General features: G+C 63.8%; 15 protein-coding genes. 7 read left to right on the plus strand and 8 right to left on the minus strand.

The window, feature by feature from the left end; translation table 11 throughout:
• Positions 1–1,669: 1,669 nt before the first annotated feature.
• On the plus strand, positions 1,670–2,074 hold the full coding sequence (locus Q7W51_05860) for an acyltransferase (protein MDO8847892.1): 405 nt from the start codon (positions 1,670–1,672) through the stop codon (positions 2,072–2,074).
• 111 nt (positions 2,075–2,185) lie between these two features.
• The gene (locus Q7W51_05865; protein ID MDO8847893.1) at positions 2,186–3,388 is read left to right on the plus strand and encodes a glycosyltransferase; all 1,203 of its coding nucleotides are present in this window, start codon (positions 2,186–2,188) and stop codon (positions 3,386–3,388) included.
• Between the two features lie 25 nt (positions 3,389–3,413).
• On the opposite strand, the gene Q7W51_05870 is transcribed toward Q7W51_05865, so the two are convergent.
• Positions 3,414–4,322, minus strand: coding sequence for an NAD(P)-dependent oxidoreductase (locus Q7W51_05870; GenBank protein ID MDO8847894.1), 909 nt, complete (start codon positions 4,320–4,322; stop codon positions 3,414–3,416).
• Between the two features lie 57 nt (positions 4,323–4,379).
• Here Q7W51_05870 and Q7W51_05875 point away from each other — a divergent pair, with 57 nt between their 5' ends.
• The 5 genes from Q7W51_05875 (at position 4,380) to Q7W51_05895 (ending at position 9,898) form a co-directional block, all read left to right on the plus strand.
• On the plus strand, positions 4,380–5,513 hold the full coding sequence (locus Q7W51_05875; protein ID MDO8847895.1) for a glycosyltransferase family 4 protein: 1,134 nt from the start codon (positions 4,380–4,382) through the stop codon (positions 5,511–5,513).
• Between the two features lie 116 nt (positions 5,514–5,629).
• Positions 5,630–6,736 (plus strand): DegT/DnrJ/EryC1/StrS family aminotransferase, encoded by a 1,107-nt coding sequence (locus Q7W51_05880; protein MDO8847896.1) that lies wholly within the window; start codon positions 5,630–5,632, stop codon positions 6,734–6,736.
• 30 nt (positions 6,737–6,766) lie between these two features.
• Positions 6,767–8,197 carry an exopolysaccharide biosynthesis polyprenyl glycosylphosphotransferase gene (locus tag Q7W51_05885; protein ID MDO8847897.1) on the plus strand — a complete coding sequence of 477 codons (1,431 nt, stop codon included), beginning with the start codon at positions 6,767–6,769 and terminating at the stop codon, positions 8,195–8,197.
• A gap of 28 nt (positions 8,198–8,225) precedes the next feature.
• Entirely contained in the window at positions 8,226–9,230 is a 1,005-nt protein-coding gene (locus Q7W51_05890) for a Gfo/Idh/MocA family oxidoreductase (GenBank protein MDO8847898.1), read from the plus strand.
• A 224-nt stretch (positions 9,231–9,454) separates the two neighbouring features.
• The gene (locus Q7W51_05895) at positions 9,455–9,898 is read left to right on the plus strand and encodes an acyltransferase (protein MDO8847899.1); all 444 of its coding nucleotides are present in this window, start codon (positions 9,455–9,457) and stop codon (positions 9,896–9,898) included.
• An 8-nt stretch (positions 9,899–9,906) separates the two neighbouring features.
• On the opposite strand, the gene Q7W51_05900 is transcribed toward Q7W51_05895, so the two are convergent.
• From Q7W51_05900 to Q7W51_05930, 7 genes are read right to left on the minus strand one after another with little or no spacing between them, the layout of a single operon-like run.
• Positions 9,907–11,043: a glycosyltransferase gene (locus Q7W51_05900; protein MDO8847900.1), complete on the minus strand. Its 1,137-nt coding sequence runs from the start codon at positions 11,041–11,043 to the stop codon at positions 9,907–9,909.
• Complete coding sequence (locus Q7W51_05905; protein ID MDO8847901.1) at positions 11,043–12,248, minus strand: glycosyltransferase family 4 protein; 1,206 nt, start codon at positions 12,246–12,248, stop codon at positions 11,043–11,045. Before Q7W51_05905 ends, Q7W51_05900 begins: the two co-directional genes overlap by 1 nt.
• The gene (locus Q7W51_05910) at positions 12,245–13,777 is read right to left on the minus strand and encodes a lipopolysaccharide biosynthesis protein (GenBank protein MDO8847902.1); all 1,533 of its coding nucleotides are present in this window, start codon (positions 13,775–13,777) and stop codon (positions 12,245–12,247) included. The genes Q7W51_05905 and Q7W51_05910 overlap by 4 nt, the downstream gene beginning before the upstream one ends.
• 1 nt (position 13,778) lies before the next feature.
• Positions 13,779–14,549: a methyltransferase domain-containing protein gene (locus Q7W51_05915; protein ID MDO8847903.1), complete on the minus strand. Its 771-nt coding sequence runs from the start codon at positions 14,547–14,549 to the stop codon at positions 13,779–13,781.
• A gap of 47 nt (positions 14,550–14,596) precedes the next feature.
• Entirely contained in the window at positions 14,597–15,850 is a 1,254-nt protein-coding gene (locus tag Q7W51_05920) for a glycosyltransferase (GenBank protein ID MDO8847904.1), read from the minus strand.
• A complete protein-coding gene (locus Q7W51_05925) occupies positions 15,847–16,821 on the minus strand; it encodes a glycosyltransferase (GenBank protein ID MDO8847905.1) in 975 nt (324 codons plus the stop codon). Before Q7W51_05925 ends, Q7W51_05920 begins: the two co-directional genes overlap by 4 nt.
• A gap of 43 nt (positions 16,822–16,864) precedes the next feature.
• Positions 16,865–17,977, minus strand: a complete 1,113-nt coding sequence (locus tag Q7W51_05930; protein MDO8847906.1) for a glycosyltransferase — start codon at positions 17,975–17,977, stop codon at positions 16,865–16,867.
• Between the last annotated feature and the right edge of the window lie 55 nt (positions 17,978–18,032).

Here is an 18,032-nt window from a genome sequence, read left to right on the forward strand (position 1 = left end):
TGCGTGACGGGGGCGTAGTGTACGGTTGCGCCTTCGACGAGCAGTTGAGCGCTCGACACGTGCGTGTTGAAGCGATGCCAGAACTGGATGGTCTTCGCGGATCTAAGTACGTGCAGAGCGACACTGGCCGGACATTCATTGAGGTGAAGGCGGATCTTGAGGCCGGTCGTCGCGTCCTGTATTCAGGCTGCCCCTGTCAAATTGCAGGCCTTAAGGCTTTCCTCAAACAATCCCGGGTGTCCCGGGTGCGCCTGCTCTGTGTTGACCTTGTGTGTCATGGCGTTGCAAGTCGCGAGATGTTTCAGGGGTACCTCTCCTGGCTTTCAGAGAAGTACAGGGGCCGGGTTATCGCGTTTGAGTTCAGGGACAAGTCGCGGGGATGGGGTCTAGTGGGTCGGGCTTCCTTTAGGCGTGGGAGACGGGCGTTCAGTCGCCCCATACATCCTCTGTCGAGTTACTACTATCACCACTATCTGAGAGGCACCGACTACAGGGAGTCCTGTTATCAGTGTCAGCACGCGAATCTGACAAGGCAAGGAGACATCACCCTTGGTGACTTCTGGGGAGTTGAGCGGTTCCATAAAGAAATCCCCTCAGAGCGTGGTGTGTCCCTTCTCCTGCTAAACAGTCCTAGAGCATTGGCTATGGAGCCCGAATTGGATCAGCTTCTACACCTCACTCCGAGTTCTCTTGAGCGCGCCGCAGCCACCAACGATCAGCTCCTTCGACCGGCCATCAGTGATGAGTCGCGTGCCCAGTTGCTCTCCACGTTCCAGAGGGAAGGCGCATCGGGCATCGCTCAGCAGTATCGTCGCGCGCACCGGCGCGACATTGTGGTTGGGTACGTGAAGGCGCGAATTCCGCCCCGAATCCGACGAACACTCCGTAGAGCGCTGGGGAGGAGCTAGCATGCGGCAGTCTCACCCTCGCTGGTGTGATGGGCCGCTAGTACTGAGGGCAGATTGTGTGGGTCGATGCTTGGCTGACCGTGAAATGCGTACCGTCTGAAATGTTGGGGTCTCCTTGAGACGAAGCAGAGCGTACTGAGGCAAGATAGATTCTTCGAAGGGCAGATCGTGGAATTCCCAGGTTTGGCTGGCCGCGGTGATATTGCGGCCTGCGATGTCTACAACACCCACGGCATCTCCGAGCAGACGCTCTACCGCTGAGAGCGCAAACACGGCGACATGAGTCGGCCTGAGATAGGCCATGATTGGTGAGGGAGTGGATTTCAACTCCACGGTGGTCAATCCTTGGATTGACCAGGCTAGTCGTTCGCCGCGATTGTGTTGGTCGGAAAGTCGCGCAGGCTTGGGGGATTAGCATGGTTCGGGCAAGGACTGTGAATGAGGGTCTCGTATCCAGGCACGGCGCTAGCTCACGGTTCTTGGTGAGACTCGCCAGAGCCATCAAGGGCGACCCCGCATTCGACATTGATCCGTCCATCAAGACCTGGTCGCTGATCGTCTTCGCTGTACGCCGGTCGATGATGGCCCTTCGAGGTCTCGTCCTCTCCGTTAGGTGTGCAGGTTGCGCGTTTCCCGTGTTCGTCGGTCGCAGAGTGACGGTGACCAATGCCCGCTGGCTTCGGCTGAGCCCTGGTGTCACTATCGGGGACGGTTGCCACCTTGATTGTCTCGGCTCTATCGGAATCGTCCTCGGGAGGGGCGTGACCCTTAGACCCGGCGTCCGTATCGAGGTCACCAGCGTGCTGCGCGAACTTGGTGAAGGTATCGAAATCGGCGATCGGGTGGGAGTGAGCGAGGACTGCTTCCTAGGTGCCAAGGGTCGCATCGTTATCGGCAACGACAGCATGCTCGGTCCATCTACGAAGCTCATTGCGGAGAATCACTCGTTTGAGCGGACGGACATCCCTATTCGGGAGCAGGGAGAGACACGGAAGGGCATCGTGATCGGAGCGGATTGTTGGCTCGGTGCGAACGTGGTGATCCTGGACGGCGTCTGCGTCGGCGACCATTCGATCGTCGCTGCCGGTGCCGTCGTGACCGAGGATGTGGAGAGTCTCACGGTGGTCGGCGGCGTTCCCGCGCGGACGCTTCGCCGGAGGTCGTGACTCATTGCACACTGGAGTCTTTGCGTCGGCCCCAGCGATGAACCTTCCGTTCATGGAGGCCCAGTGAAAGTCCTGATGGTCCACTCATATCACTACCTACGCGGCGGCGACATGTCCCACGTCTTCTCGCTCACGTCGTTGCTTGAGCAGGAGGGTCACGAGGTCCGCCATTTCGCGATGCACCATCCAGAGAACCTTGAGTGCGAAGATTCGCGGTACTGGGTCGAAGAGATCGACTTCGCGGCGCTGAACGAGCGCAAGACCCTGCGGAGCAGCCTCCGTGTCGCAGGACGTGCCATCTACTCCCCTGAGACGGCGCAACAGCTTTCTCGGATGCTTGACGATTGGATGCCAGATGTAGCGCACGTGCATTCCATCCACGGTCATCTGAGCCCCTCTGTACTCCGTACGCTACGGCACAGACAAGTGCCCGTCGTCTGGACGCTGCACGACTTCAGGCTGCTGTGTCCCAACAGTACGTTCCTCTCGGGGGACGGCGTGTGTGAGCGGTGCGCGGGCGGCAATGTCCTGCACTGCATCACTCGTCGCTGCAAGAAGGGCTCGATCGCCGCTAGCACGGTGGCTGCACTGGAGAGCGCGGTTCATCGGCTGCTGCGCATTCAACGGTGGGTGGATGTATTCGTTGCGCCGAGCATGTTCTTGCAGGGCAAGATGGTGCAGTACGGAGTCACGCCTGATCGGATCGTGTTCGTTCGCAACGGGCTCGGTTCACAGTGGGTTCCGCATCCTGCAAGCATCGGCGGACCGGCGCTGTTCGTCGGTCGGTTGAGCGTCGAGAAGGGTGTGCACACGGTGCTCCGGGCTCTCGCGGCACTGCCCGAAGGACGGCTGGAGGTAGCAGGTGGTGGACCCGAAGAGGGCGCGCTGAAGGAGTTGTCGAAGACGCTCGGGCTAGATGCCCGTGTGAGTTGGCTGGGGCGACTCGGGACGCGTGAGGTCGAAGAGGCTCTGAGCCGTGCTGCGTACGTTGTCGTTCCGTCTCGCTGGTATGAGAACTGCCCGTATTCGGTGATGGAAGCGCAGGCGAGCGGTCTGCCTGTCATCGCCTCCCGTCTGGGAGGCCTACCCGAGCTGGTCGAAGACGGCGTCTCGGGCCTGCTTGCCGACGCCGAAGACGTTCAGCAGTGGGCGGAGCATATGCAGCGGCTGTGGGCCGACCGCGAGTTGGCCGAGCGGCTGCACGCCGGAGCGGTTCGCAAAGCAGCCGAGTACGACCTCGGGCTCTTCTATTCGCGCATCATGGATGTCTACGAGATGGCAATCCGCAGAAGCGAGGCTCGCCGTCGAGGGTGAGCAGGTACTCCGTACCCGACAGGTGTCAGTCAGAAGACTCCAGATAGCCGCTGTAGTCGGTGTCGAGATAGTGGCGAAGGGCATCCTGCCAGGGCCGCATGGTCTCGAGCTGCCGGAGTTGCAGCTTCCGGTTCATAAGCCGCTCGCAGTCGGGCCGGGGGGCGAAGTATGTCTCTGAGAAGTAGTTCGAATCCACCGGTGTCACTGTGATCTGATCAGCAAGACCAAGCTCGCCCACGAGCGTCTGCGCCACGTCGAAGCGGCTTGTCATGCCGGGACACACCATGTTGTAGAGCCCCCAGAACTCCTTCTCCAGCAGCATCCGGGTGTTGTGTGCGAAGTCCCGTGTGTAAGTGGGCGTGCCGAGCTTGTCATCGACCACAAAGAGCTCGGACTTTCCCTGACGGATCTGGCTCATCATCTTCTGGATGAACTTCTTGTCTTTGCGGGGCCCCCCGCCCATCATCCAGCCCGCGCGGCAGATGAGGTACCTGCGGGCGTTCTGTAGCACGTACTGCTCTCCGGCCCACTTGGCGCGAGCGTACGCCCCGAGGGGGTTGGGGATGTCCCAGTCGTCGTACTGGTCCTGCTTCCCGTCGAAGATGCCGGCGGTACCGATGTACAAGACAGGGATATCGAGTTCGTTTGCGATGAGGACGGCGTTCTCGACTGCGATCGCATTCGTTGCATAGGCGTCGTCCGGATGCGTTTCGCAGTACTCAAGATCGGTGAGTGCGCCGAGATGGAACAGGTAGTCAGGAGCGAATTCGCGAACATCCTCGCGATAGCGATCGAAATCCCGGAAGTCGAGGTACGTGAGCCAGTCTTCGTTGACGTCTTTGTCGGTGCACTTCAGCTTGAAGGCCGGCTCGAACTCTTCGTAGAAGGCGCTGCCGAGCATCCCGCCCGCACCTGCGATGTAGACTCTCTTCATGTATTCTCCTATCACGCCACCGGCGTGGACCGGCCGATGAAGGGTTTCCAGGTTCAAGTGGACAGAATAGCAGAGCAGGCGGAGGGTGCGCCTATACGCGTCGCGTTCATCGGCATGCGCGGTCTCCCGGCAGATCTGCCGAAGGCCGGAGGTGGCGAGCGGGAGACGGAAGAGAAGGCCACCAGGCTTGCGGCTATGGGATACGACGTCACCGCCTATTGCAGATGGCACTACAACCGTCGACCGCACAGTCCGTACAGGGGAGTCCGGCTCATCTCGCTGCCGTCCGTTCCGACCAAGAGCCTCGATACGCTTACCCATTCCCTTCTGGCAACGCTTCATGCCGGCGCCACTCGTGCGAGTGTCATCAGCTATCACGGCATGGGCAACGGCTTGTTCGTGCCTCTGGCCAGGCTCCTCCGGAAGAAGAGCGTTGTGTACATGGACGGGGCAGACTGGCTCCGCCCGAAGTGGGGCGGGTTTGCGCGGCTCACGCTGCGGAGCGCCGCCCGTGCCGCGTGCAGATGGGCCGATGCGGTCTACGTGGACAACGCGACGGCCCAGGAGACCATCGGCAAGGTCTTCGGCAGAGTGCCCGAGCTGATCACGCTCGCAGCGCAGATTCGCGAGGATCCCGGCGCCGAGGCGCTCGGCAAGTGGGGACTCGAACCGGAGCAGTACGTTCTCTTCGTTGGTTTGCTCAAACCTGATAAGGGAGTGCATCTACTGCTCGAAGCCTATGAGCGGCTGGAGACAGACCTGCCTCTCGTCATTGTCGGTGACAGTCCCGACGGAGGACCGTACGTCACTCGTTTGAAGGCGACGGAAGACGGTAGGGTGCGCTTCCTGGGGTACGTGTACGGCCAGGATGCGCAGCAGCTGTTTGCGAACGCGTTGCTGTACGTGCAGCCGTCGTTGGTGGAGGGCAACTCACCCGCTCTCATGACCGCTATGTCCTACGGACGCTGTGTGATCTCGAGTGACATACCCGAGAATGCTGAGACTGTAGGCGAGGCAGGGAGAACCTTCGCGTCCGAAGATGCAGCGAGTCTTGCCGCCGAGCTGTCGCGCCTGCTGCAGGCTCCGGACGAAGTCGAGCTCCTCGGACGCATGGCGAGGGCCAGGATTAAGGCCGTGTACAACTGGGACGTCGTGCTGAGGCAACTCGACCGTCTGTACCGGCGGCTTTGAAGGCCAGAGACAACGGAGATGTCCTGTCTTGCCACCGCCGACTTCTGTACACTAGGCAGCGCTTACCTCTGTCGTTGCGTCGGCCAATCCAGGCGCGGAAGTGAAGGAAGTGACGCGTGCGGGTCCCGTTTGTTGACTTGAAGATGCAGGCCAAGACTCTCGGAGACGAGTATGGCGCCGTGCTCCATGGAATCGTCGATCGTGCCGCCTATACGCTCGGGCCGGAAGTGGCTGAGTTCGAAAGGGCGTTCGCCGAGTTCTGCAACGCTGACCATTGTATCGGCGTCTCGTCGGGCACCGATGCGCTCAAACTGGCGTACCTGGCTGTTGGCGTGGGTCCTGGCGACGAAGTCATCGTTCCAGCGAACACGTTCATCGCCACTGCCGAAGCTGTCAGTCACATCGGGGCAGTGCCGGTCTTTGTGGACTGCCTGCAGGACACGGCGAACATGGATCCAGCCAAGATCGAAGCGGCGATCACGACGCGCACGCGCGCCATTGTCCCGGTTCATCTGTACGGGCAGGTTGCGGCGATGCGGGAGATTCTGGAGGTCGGTCAGCGGCACAACGTCCCGGTGGTCGAAGACGCATGCCAGGCGCACGGCGCGGAGTACAACGGCCGGCGCGCGGGCTCGCTCGGGGCCGTGTCGGCCTTCAGCTTCTATCCCGGCAAGAACCTCGGCGCCCTGGGCGACGGGGGAGCGGTCGTCACCCACGATCCCGATATCGCCGATCGAGTTCGCCTTCTGCGCAACCATGGCCAATCAGACAAGTACACACATGCCGTTGTCGGCTACTGCGACCGACTGCACAACCTGCAGGCCGCCTTCCTCAACTGCAAACTGCCCCTGCTTGATGACTGGAACGAATCGCGGCGGGCCTCTGCCGCGCGCTACCACGATCTACTCTCAGGCGCCGATGGCATCCGCATGATCACCACCGCCGCAGGGTGTCTGCCCGTGTTCCATCTCTTCGTCGTCGAGATCGATGATCGCGACCGCGTGCGCGACGCTCTGTCCGCGGCCGGTATCGAATCAGGCATCCACTATCCCGTGCCGTTGCACCTCACCCCGGCGTACAACCATCGCGGCTACTCGGCTGGCGATTTTCCAAATGCAGAACGCCTTGCTGGACGGATTCTCTCTCTGCCGATGTATCCTGGGATGAGTGACGAACAGGTCGAGTACGTTGTGCAGCATCTGATGGCCGCTGTGCGGGGCTGATACGCGAGAGCAGGAGGGCGCAGCGGCTTCATGATCTCGAAACGGGCATCCACCGCTTTGGGCCTTGCTGCATTGGATGCAGCGACTGCAGTGCTGGCGGGGTTCGCGGCATTCGCCCTGCGCAACAATCCTGGCGTCAAATGGTTCGACCTCAGCGGTCCGATCTCAGCCGACTGGTCGCTTGCCGTGTTCGCTGTGGCGGTGGTCGTGTCCGGCAGGTTGCTTGGGCTGTACGAGCGCGAAGTGTTCGTCTCCCGACCGCTCCACCTCTGGACGATCATGCGCAGCACCGGCTTGTCGTTTGTGCTTTCGGCGCTCGGTGTCTATCTTCTCAAGACCTCCGGCGTGGAGCAGTCTCGCATCATCGCCGGGATCACGTTCGTTCTCTTTCTCGTTCTCGATAGCGTTCTGCGGTTGACGATTCTAGACCACGGGTTTCGCGCGTCTCTGCGCAATCGTGCTGCCGATCGCGTTGGGGTCGTAGGCAACTCGATATACGCGGACGAACTAGTGAGCAAGCTCGCCGAGTTGCGCGGCTTCGCGCGCGTTGAGCGTCTCACCGGCTTGGACGTGCAAAGGAATCTCTTCGGCGAAATGGGTGTGGCCAGCGCTGCGGCTGCTCCTGGCTTTGGCGACTTCTGCTGCGTCTTCCTAGACGCTCCCAGTGTCCCACCCCAGCACGTGTTCGGTGTCATCGAATGGGCTAATCGCATGGGCGCGGACTGCTTCGTCGTATCGCCGCTGCTCCGCGGTCTCGAAGTCACGCCTATCCTCGCGGAGCTCTTTCAGCAGCCCGTTGCTCGTGTACGGCGCAGTCTCGAGAGTGTCAGAGCGCACATGTTCAAGCGTGCGTTCGACATCGTGGGCAGCCTGGCGGGAATCATCCTGCTCTCTCCAGTGATCTTGGCTGCGGCGTTGGCAGTTCGCCTGAGCTCCCCAGGGCCGGTCCTGTTCAGGCAGGAGCGTGTCGGCAGGGATGGCCAAACGTTCTGGTTTCTGAAGCTGCGGTCCATGCGCGTTGACAACGACGATGCAGTCCATCGCGAGTTTGTGACGTCTCATATCAAGGGTGCGAGAACCGATGCCCAAGAGTCTGAGGAAAGCGAGCTTCTGAAGCTTGAGGTCGACGATCGAATCACACCGGTCGGCCGCTTCATCAGGAAGTTCTCCTTAGATGAGCTGCCGCAGTTCTTCAATGTCCTCCTCGGAGACATGAGTCTTGTGGGGCCGCGCCCTGCACTACCCTACGAGGTTGATGTGTACGAGACCTGGCACTGTCAGAGAATGATGGTCACCCCCGGTCTCACGGGGATGTGGCAGGTGGCCGGTCGCAGCACGGTATCTTTCGATGAGATGATCTTCCAGGATCTGATGTACGCGAAGAACCAGTCATTGATGGTGGATGTCATGCTGTGCCTGAAGACGATTCCCGCCGTCTTGGTGGGGCGTGGAGCAGCGTAACCGCATCTGGCGGATGGGAAGGGGACGCATGACTGTCAACGTCGCACTCGTGGGCTTCGGGTACTGGGGACCGAATCTTCTGCGGAACTACTGGGCCTTGCCTGACGTCTACGTCTCCTGGTTGTGCGACCTGAACGAGGGACGTCTCGCTGAGGCCAAGACCCGGTATCCCGCACTGGAGACCACGACGTCGCTCGACGACGTGTTGGGCGACCCAGAAGTGGATGCGGTCGTTATCGCGACGCCGATAACGACTCACCATGCAATTGCCCGTGCCGCGCTGCTTGCGGGCAAGCACGTATTCGTTGAGAAGCCCATGACCGCATCGGCAGCCGAGGCCGACGACCTCGTGGCACTTGGCGAGTCGAGCGGCAAGGTGCTGATGGTTGGACATACGTTCGTCTTCAGTCCGCCGGTTCAGAAGGTGAAGGAGATCATCGCGTCGGGGGAGTTGGGTGACGTGTACTTCATCACCTCCTCACGCGTGAACCTGGGTCTGCATCAGCGGGACGTCAGCGTCATCTGGGACCTTGCGCCCCACGATCTCTCGATTCTCGAGTACTGGCTCGGAGAGACTCCTTCGAGCGTGGGTACGGTCGGGCGCGGGTGTGTCGTCAGCAGCATCCCGGATGTCGCGTTCATGAGCCTGGGATACGAATCGGGAATGGTCGCACAGGTCGAAGTCTCGTGGCTGTCACCCGTGAAGCTTCGCCGGACCGTGATCGTCGGCAGCAAGAAGATGCTCGTCTACGACGACACGGAGAATGTGGAGAAGGTGAAGGTCTTCGACCACGGCGTCGACTTCCGCGAGCCGGAGTCCTTCGGCGAGTACCAACTCTCGTACAGGACCGGCGACATAACCTCTCCGAAGTTGGCGTCGACAGAGCCGCTGTTCATCGAAGCGTCGCACTTCGTTGAGTGCATTCGTACCGGGGCGCGCCCCATGACCGATGCACGTGCAGGCCGCGCGGTAGTCCGAACACTCGAAGCGGCTGAACGCGCGATGCGCGGTGGTTGCAGGGAGTCGGTATGAGCGAGTTGGAATGGGCCGGGATTGACCCAATCGTCTACCCCGGAGTTGCCTTCGGTTCGGGGTGCGATATCCAGGGTCCGTGTATCGTCGGCAAGCCCCCGCGAGGCACCGAGCCAGGGGAAGCATCCCTGTCGATGGGCGATGATTGTGTCGTCAGGCCGTTCACGACTCTGTACGCCGGATCGACATTTGGGCACCGCCTTCAGACGGGCCAGGGCGCCTCAGTGCGCGAAGACAATGTGGTGGGGGACGATGTGTCGATCGGGACCACCGCTGTACTGGAGTTCGGCAACCGCATCGGCAATAACGTCCGCATCCACTCGGGATGCTTTCTCGAGATGGTCACTATAGAGGACGATGTGTTCATCGGGCCCAACACGGTGTTCACGGACGATCCACATCCGATGGGATGCCCACGGTACAAGGAGTGTGTTGGGGGACCCATCGTCCGCAGGTTTGCGCGGATAGGGGCGAACTGCACGATCCTTCCAGGCGTGGAGATCGGTGAGAACGCGCTCGTCGGGGCTGGCTCGGTGGTCGTTCACGACGTACCCGCCGGGGCCGTTGTCGTTGGGAATCCGGCGCGCGTTGTGAAGCGTGTGGAGGATCTGACCTGCCAGATGGAGTACTACGATCGACCGTACGACTGGCCACCGTATCGCCGGTAGCAGGCTGCTCAGGTCTGCGCCTCTAGTGCTTGCGCGAACAGGTCATCGTACGCGTCAAGCACTTTGGCGATTGAGTAGTCCGCTCTCGCTCGCTCGAGACCGACACGACCCCGGCGGATTCTCTCATCGGGATCAGCGGCAGCAGCATCGATGGCAGCGGATAGGTCCTCGCGGCTGTGCGACTTGGCGACCCAGCCTGTCTCATCACGGCCTATGAGGTCGGCGATGCCACGGGTGGGGGTTCCTATGAGGGGGACACCCGAGGCCATGGATTCGAGTAGTGAACGTGAGAGACCCTCACGTGCAGAGACAAGCATGACCGCATCGCTCGCTCCCAGCAGTGCCGGCACGTCTCGGCGGTAGCCACAGAGCCGTACTCGGTCTTCCAGCCCGCGCCGAGCCGCATCTCGCCTCACCTCATCGAGTAGCGGTCCGTTCCCGGCGAACGCCACGTACACATTCGGGGTCTCCACCTCGGCGAGCGCAGCCAGAGCGAGTGCGTGCCGCTTGTTCGGGGTGAACTCCGCGATCATCGTGACCAGAATGGAGTCTGGCGGCACGCCGAGATCGGTCCTCATGCGTGCCCGCTCGGCTGTCGATGACGGGGCGTAGCCAGTGGGGTCGACCCCGATTCCCGGGAATCGCAAGACGCGCTCGGGGGGAATCGTCCTGAAGCCGCGCGCGGCCGAGTAGTCCTCGGCGTTGATCGTGACGAGGTAGTCGGTCCACGCTGCAGCCGCGCGCTCAACCGTGCGGTAGACGGCATTCACGAAACTTCGGCCACCCTCGTAGAAGTGGAAGCCGTGGGCGGTGTAGATCACGACCGGGCGCCCAGCACGCTTCCTGAGGGCGAAGCGAGTGATCATCGCGGCCACCGGCGTGTGAACCCACACCAGGTCGTAGCTGCCTTCGGAGACCACCTGGCGCACGCGGCGGATGGCGCCGATGCTTGCGGGTGAGAACGGACTGCGCGTCCAGCCCGCGTCGAAGCGTGCATCGAAAGCGCTCGCGATGCGGTCGTTGGTCTCGGCGCCGCGGGCGAGCGCGTCCACGCGCCAGCCCGCCTCTCGGAGGTGTGCGGCGAAAGGCAGCAGGAACGCCTCGAGAGTGATGTCGACGGTGGTGACGAAGAGGGCTGAAGGCATCAGGGTCGCCTCCGTCGGGCGCAAAGCCTGTGCTGCAGCACTGTGTACGCAGCCACCAGGCGTTCGGCCTCGTTCGGCCAGTTGAGGCTTTCGTGCATCCGCCGGGCGCCCTCGCGCGAACGCTCGAGGAGCCCCGGCTCGGTGAAGAGCTGCTCGGCCGCGCGGGCGAACGACTCCGGATCGCAGGGAGTGAACGACAGGCCCGGACCGTACTCCTCGAGGTCGCGCTCGACCCCGGGCAGGCTCGCGGCGAGCACGGGCAGGCCTGCAGCCGCGTAGTCGTGCATCTTGTTCGGCGCACACAGGCTGTTGTTCAGGCAGTCGGGCACGTATGTGACGACCCCCGCGTCAGCCACAACGAGCCACGAGAGCATCTCGGCGGGCTTGACGGGCGGGAAGACATGGACTCGCCCGTGCTCGGCCGCCACGGCGAGACGTGCGGCCAGCTGCGGTGCGGGGGGCGGGTTGCCGATGAGCGCGAGGTGATACCGCTCGGGAAGCAGGGCGATCGCATCAACCACGGCGTCAAGACCGCGCGTGTCACTCAAGGCGCCCTGGTAGATGAGGAGTGTGTCCGCGGCGACGTCAGCTCTCATCTCGGCGGCGAGCGGATCAGGTGCGGGTCGCTGGGGCAGGAGCGGAGGCACGTTGCGTATCGCGAGCGGGGGATCTGTCCGGTACGTGTGCGCCATCCGCTGGCTGCGGAGGTCGTTCGCAGCGATGACCAGCCACGCCATGCGAACGGCGGCCCACTCGAGCATGCGCCAGTTGCGGATGGTTCTGCGGGTGTGTCCTGACGTCTCCGGGTACAGTTCGTGTGCGTCGTAGACGAATGCTATGCGGCGGAGCGTGCTAAGGAGCATCCCCACCCAGACCGTGAAGATCTCGTGACAGTGGATGATGTCCGGATCGTCAGCGGTGGCGAGACTGATCCAGGCACGAGCCAACTGCGCGCGCCTGCGAAGCGCACCTACGCGTCGGCCGTTGGCCCCGAGGATCGAGGGAGGCGCGACGGCGCGGATCCGGATGCCGCCGACGGTCTCGGGTTGCAGCTCCGTCACGAGACAGGCGATCACCACATCGGCGCCGGCGTCCGCAAGTGCGGTTGCCTCGCGCAGAACGCGAGCGTCGAACGTGACGGGACTCGCAAGCAGCATCGTCACACGGAGTCCGTGGAGCGGACCTGCGGAGTGGGTCCCCATCATCGCTCGCCTGCCTCCTCGGGTGGGGAGGCGTGACTGGTGCGAGAGGGTAGTGAGCGAAGGACCCGCATCCCGAGTGTCTCGAGCTCGCGTAGCGGCGCTCGCATGGGCGAGTTGCGCATCACGAGCCATGCGAGTCCCAGTCCGCCGGCGCTCGCGCACGGTAGAAGAATCAGACTGGGTGCACCGACGGCCTCCAGCGCGAGTCGCAATCCCACGGCCACGGCGGCAGCAATCGCGGCTGTCATCAGCGACGGTACGATCGACGACGCGAACGCGGGGCCGGTGAGTCCGAGCAACCTGGTGGTGTGAGCCTGCATCGCGCCGCGAACGATCACGGTCGACACGGTCACTCCAACGGCTATGCCCAGCACGCCCCACCGTGCGCCGAGCGCTGCCCCGGCACCGATCGCGACGAGCATCGCGAGACTCCACCACAGCTCCAGGTCAGCCCGGGCGAACGCCTTGAAGACGAGTCCAGCGAGTGTGGTCACGGCGATTGCGTATCCCGCAGCGCACAGGACTGTGAAGGGTTGGACTGCGGCGCTCCATTGCGGGCCGTAGATGACCTCGATCAGTGGACGTGCCAGCACTGCGGCCACCGCGAGGATCGGGCCCGCGATCAGAGCAGAATACGAAACGACATCGAGGTATGCGCGACGCAGCCGCTGGACATCATCCTGTAGCGCCGCGAAGCCTGGCAGTGCTGCTTTCGAGACCACAGCGGGCAGTCTCCGGGCGGGGATGGACATCAGGTTGAACGCGACCGCGTAATGGCCGAGTGATGTAGCACCAAGCAAGCGGCCGACAAGGACATTGTCGACGTTTGCCGAGAAGAAGTTGGCGACTCCCGCGAGTGTCAGCACGCCGCCATAGGTGGCAAACGAGACTGCTTCGCGCCAGGCGAAGTGGAGGCGAGGGCGCCAACCTGCGCTTACGAACATGGTTATCGCTGAGGCAAGCGCGGCTGCGAGGGTGCCAGCGACGATTGCCCATACACCCCAGCCGATAAGCGCCGCAGGAATCGAGACGAGTGCATCCACGATGGCGGCCACCACACCGGCCGTGGCGATGGCTCGGAACCTGTACTGCCGCGTTAGCAGCACGCGCGGCACGAGCTCGATTGAGGCGACAAGGAACATGGCGGACATCGCCATCATCACCGGGCGCGCCTCGGGGGCGCGGTAGAAGGCGGCCACGAGCCCGGCTGCGGCCAGACCCAGCCCGGACACGACTACACCGACGAAGATGTTCAGCCAGAACGCCGAGTGGATCTCCTCGTCCGAGAGATGCTGCCGTCTGATGAGGGCAGAGGAGAGTCCGAAGTCGTTCAGGATGGTAGCGAGTCCGAACACGGTGCCGATCATCGCCATCACCCCGAAGTCGCTCGGCCGGAGGAGGCGGGCTAGCACCACCGTGGTCAGAAACGCGACGGGTTGGCTCAGCACGAGCCCGAGGGCACTCCATGCCGCGGCCTTCGCCGACTTGTCCCGCAGGCCGCTCTTCGCGATGCCCGAGTCGGCGGATTGCATCCTAACCGCCGGGGGTGTGCGCGACCGCGATCAGCCACGCACCCTTCGTCCCGAAGCGTCCCGTGACCCGGCGATCCAGCGCGACCCAAGCCTTCGCGGGAAGCGGACGCAGGGCGAGCCCGCCAAAGGGCCGGGCGTTGACCCGAAGGTAGGTAGGGCGACACTCGGTCACACGCAGCCCATGCGCTTCCATGCGCGCCGCCAGCGCGGCGCAGTCGAAAGAATGAAGATGGCCGTTCAGCGGCGATGCCTCTCCGCAGTGCATGCAGGTGACCATACGGATGTTCTCCTGGTTCGGCACGGTCACCACAAGGCGGCCGCCTGGCACCAGGATGCGGCGGGCCTCGGCGATCGCCGCATCGGGTTCGGGGATGTGTTCGAGTACCTCGGACAGGCAGACGGCACTGAACATCTCCCGCGCGAACGGGAGTGCCGTGGCACTGCCGGCGTGCAGGGTAGCGCGCGAGCCGTGCGCGGCGATGTTCTGCGACGCGCGCTGCAGTCGGGACTCGGCAAGATCCACGCCGTGCAACTCGGCCCCGGTGGCTCCGAGCGCGATCAGGAGTCCTCCGAAGCCGCATCCTACGTCGAGGAAGACTTCGCCTGGCTTCAGTGCGAGCGCGGCCACGATCGTCTGCGTGCGCCGGCGTTCACCGTCCTGCTGCCAGGCTGGAAGGGCAGGGGTGAGGGGTATCCGACCACCTTCGGCTTCGTTGAGCGCCGCGATTCCGATGGGTGTTGGAGCGTGGTCGCCAGGCGACGCTTCCTGCATGAGCGATGCCTCCCCTGCGGAGCTCCGGCCCGGTTCGCATGATGCGCCTACAGTGTACATGCCTGTCCGATGACCCGAAGGAACTCGGAGGTCATGGTGTCACGCGTGAACGGCAACGGACGCGTCTCGAGCGTCCACGAGAAGCTCGCCCGGGCCCGTGCCATCTCCCAGTACCGCAGCACACACGCATCGAGTTCCTCGGGCGTGTCCGGGCAGTCCACGCCCGGCAGCGGCTCGAGTATTCGGCGCATCTCGCTCTCAGGGCGCGCGCCGAGCAACAGGATCGTCTTGCCGGCGGCGAGGTAGTGATAGGTCTTGAGTGGCACGCTCGAGACGTCCTCGGGCCACGCGAGGAGCAGTGCGATGTCGACGGTGCCGACTGCGGCGGGCACATCGGACGGCGGAATCCAGCCGTGGAGGTGGAGTGCGTCCGCGAGGCCCGTTTCGGTGGCATCGCGCGACACTGTATCGTCGACGTAGCCGTACATGTGCACTTCGGCCCGCGCGGGATCGATGCGTCCGCTGTTCGCCAGCCTGCGTACCGACTCGAGCAGGGGCCGGATCGTACGCCGTCCTGCGTACCACACGCCGAAATGGCCGAAGCGCAGCGTGCCGTCCGGCATCCGTTCTTCCGGGGTCTGCCATGGCGCGGTATCGACGCCCGTGTAGACAGTGGTGGCGAGCACACCTGGATAGCGCCGCTCGAGGGTCGCGGTGAAGTCGGGCGCGGCCGACGTCAATGCAGATGCCGCGCGGATGAGTCGCCGCTCCAACCATCGGTCGATCGTTCGCCGAATGCCGCGGAAGCGGTACGTTCCGTTGTCAGTCCAGAGGTCGCGGAAGTCGAGTACAAGGGGCACCCTCAACCGCTGAGCGAGTGCTCGACCCACCACGAGCGCGGTTGCGGGTGAGAACGAAGCGATCACAATGTCGGCATTTCCCAGCTCCGCCGGAAGCGCACGCAGTTGGCGCCGACAAGCACCAATCCATCCGTGAAACCTATCGGGGTGCTGGAAGAACGTCTCGTAAAACGATGCCCCGGTGCGTACGATACGCTCGGCGAAGCGACCTCTTGTACGCGCGACCTGGGCGATGTTGTCCTCGGCACCCAAGCCCACCGCTCGTTTCACCCTTCCGCCAGCACTCTGGAACGGCACGACGATCGTCGCGTAGCAAGGATCGGCCGCCCTGGCCTCCGCGGTCACGTAGACGACCTCGTGTCCGGCCAGGCTCAGGCCCTCGGCCAGACTGCGGGCCCGCTGCATCCGCGCGAACTCGAGGCAGACGATGATGACCTTCACGCGGCACCTTCTGCGGCGGCACTCCGGAGCCACTCGGCCAGACGGGGGTAGCAGCGTTCAGGCGAATAGCGTTCGCGCGTTGAGGCAGCGATCACCTCGTTGGCAAGGAGTTCGCCTGTGACATGACGCTCGCAGAGTGCACGGAGCTCCTTCACGAGTGCGTCCGTGTCACCGAACGGGACGAAGATGACGCCCTCCTGGTCGTACGAGTAGATGACCGGCCGACCATAGGAGAGAGCCTCGAGCACGGTTCCGCCGCAGCCGTCATGCTCCACCATTCGCACGAGACACGAAGACTCGACGAACCAACGGGCGGGGTCCTCCTGCCAGCCGAGGAACTCGATGTTGGATGGCGTCACGCCGCTACCGGTTCCCCCAAGCACCCTGAAGTGGACGTCCGGCAGCTGACGCGCGGCTTCGAATACCGCAGGGGCGCCGTAGAACTCCGGTCGCGCATCCGGGATGTAGGTGAGAACGGAGAACTGTGCGGGGAGCGGTGCCACGCCGGTGCCCGTCGCGCGATTCATGGGCGGGTGTGGTAGGAGATCCGCATCCACGCCCACCTGGGCCAGCTCGTCCACGAGGCGCTGGGCGACGGCTCCGTGTCTGGCCGCTGCAAGCTCGCGTTGCAGCCAGCGCGGCCAGACGTCGGCTTCGGCGTCTCGCGTGAGTCCCTGCACGTCGGTCCCTATCCAGTAGTACGCGGTCTTCTGACCCGGGTGCAGCTGCCGCGCTGCGCGCAGGGCGGCATCTGCGAGGCGCCCGCGCCATGTTCGCGCGCCTGGTCGGAAGCCGATGCGAACGACGACGTTAGCGCGAGCCAGCGCCAGCCACACGGACGATCGGAGCGCGTCTGTCACGCGGTCGAGGGGCGCGACAGTGACCTGAAGCCCTGCGTGGTCGCGGAGTCCCTCTGCGAGGAGCGCAGCCCATCTCCCCTGGCCGGTGAAGACGATATCGCGAGTGGTCACCGTCAACCTGGTACTCCTTCAAGCCGTGTAGGTCGTGCCGCCACTATACCGTCCGTGTTCGCTCGAGGACGCGTTCGATGACACGACTTGTCGCAGCGGAACGAGCAGTCCATGTGGCCTCGGCAAGAACCGCGCGGCGACCCCTCGCGCCGCTTTCGGTGGCCGCTTCCGGCTGCCCGGCCACCTCGGCGACCGTCCTCGCGATTGCGTGGGCGTCACCCTCCGGGACTACGACCCCACAGCTGTGGGCACGGACGATGGCAGCTGTGCCACTCGCCTCGGACACAATAGCCGGACGTCCGCAGGCGAGTATCTCGAACACCTTCACTGCCGAAGGGAGCGGTCTTCCGGGCACGGCGTCCTGGACGCTCAGCCCCGCGACGCTGCCTGTCACCAGCCCGGGGACCTCCCGATAGGGAATGGTGCCGAGGTACACGACCCGGTCCGACAGGCGAGTCGCGCGTTCAACCGACGTCCGTAGGGCACCGTCGCCCGCGATCACCAGCGCGACGTCCTTCGGCCACTCGGCGGAGTGCGCCGCCTCGAGCATCGTGTCGACGCCTTGCCACGGCGCAAGCGCGCCGAAGAAGGTCACGTAACGAGGGGGAAGGCCCTGACGGGGCGGAGCGTCGGGTGAGAACAGCAGGGTGTTCGCACCGTTGGGGATGACCGACACCTCCACGTCCGGCGCCTCGGCGCGAAGCCACTCGGCGAGCGCGTCCGACACGGCGATGAGCGCCGCCGCCCGGCGGTATTGCGTTCGCTGCCAGTACACGATGAGCGGGCGGAGCGGCCGCACCGCCGGCCATGCAGCGAACACGTCCTGGTAGGGACCGTTGCACTCGTGGATCACCGGGACACCCGCGGCAGCGGCCGCACGAGCGGCCGGGAAGGCGAACGGGTGGGCGCGAACGTACAAGGCGTCGTAGCGGTCGACTGCGGTCGCTAGCAGACGCTGCACCGTCCGAAACTCAGCAAGACGCGAGAGCACCCCCGGGTTCGCGTCTGTGTACGTCGGCTCGTACAGATCGACACCCCAGCCGAGGTCGCGGAGCCCGGAAACGATTTCGTTCACGTGCGCGTGAGCGGCCTGGCCTTCCTGCGTGGCCTGCAGCGTGAGGTATGCGATTCTTCCCGTGTTTCGGCTGTCGACCACAGCAGAACCTCCGCGGCTGGTCCCGCTCTGCTGCACGGGGCTCTGGTAGGATTCA

It is taken from the genome of Coriobacteriia bacterium (assembly GCA_030652115.1).
In the GTDB taxonomy this organism is placed as follows: Bacteria; Actinomycetota; Coriobacteriia; order Anaerosomatales; family Anaerosomataceae; genus UBA6100.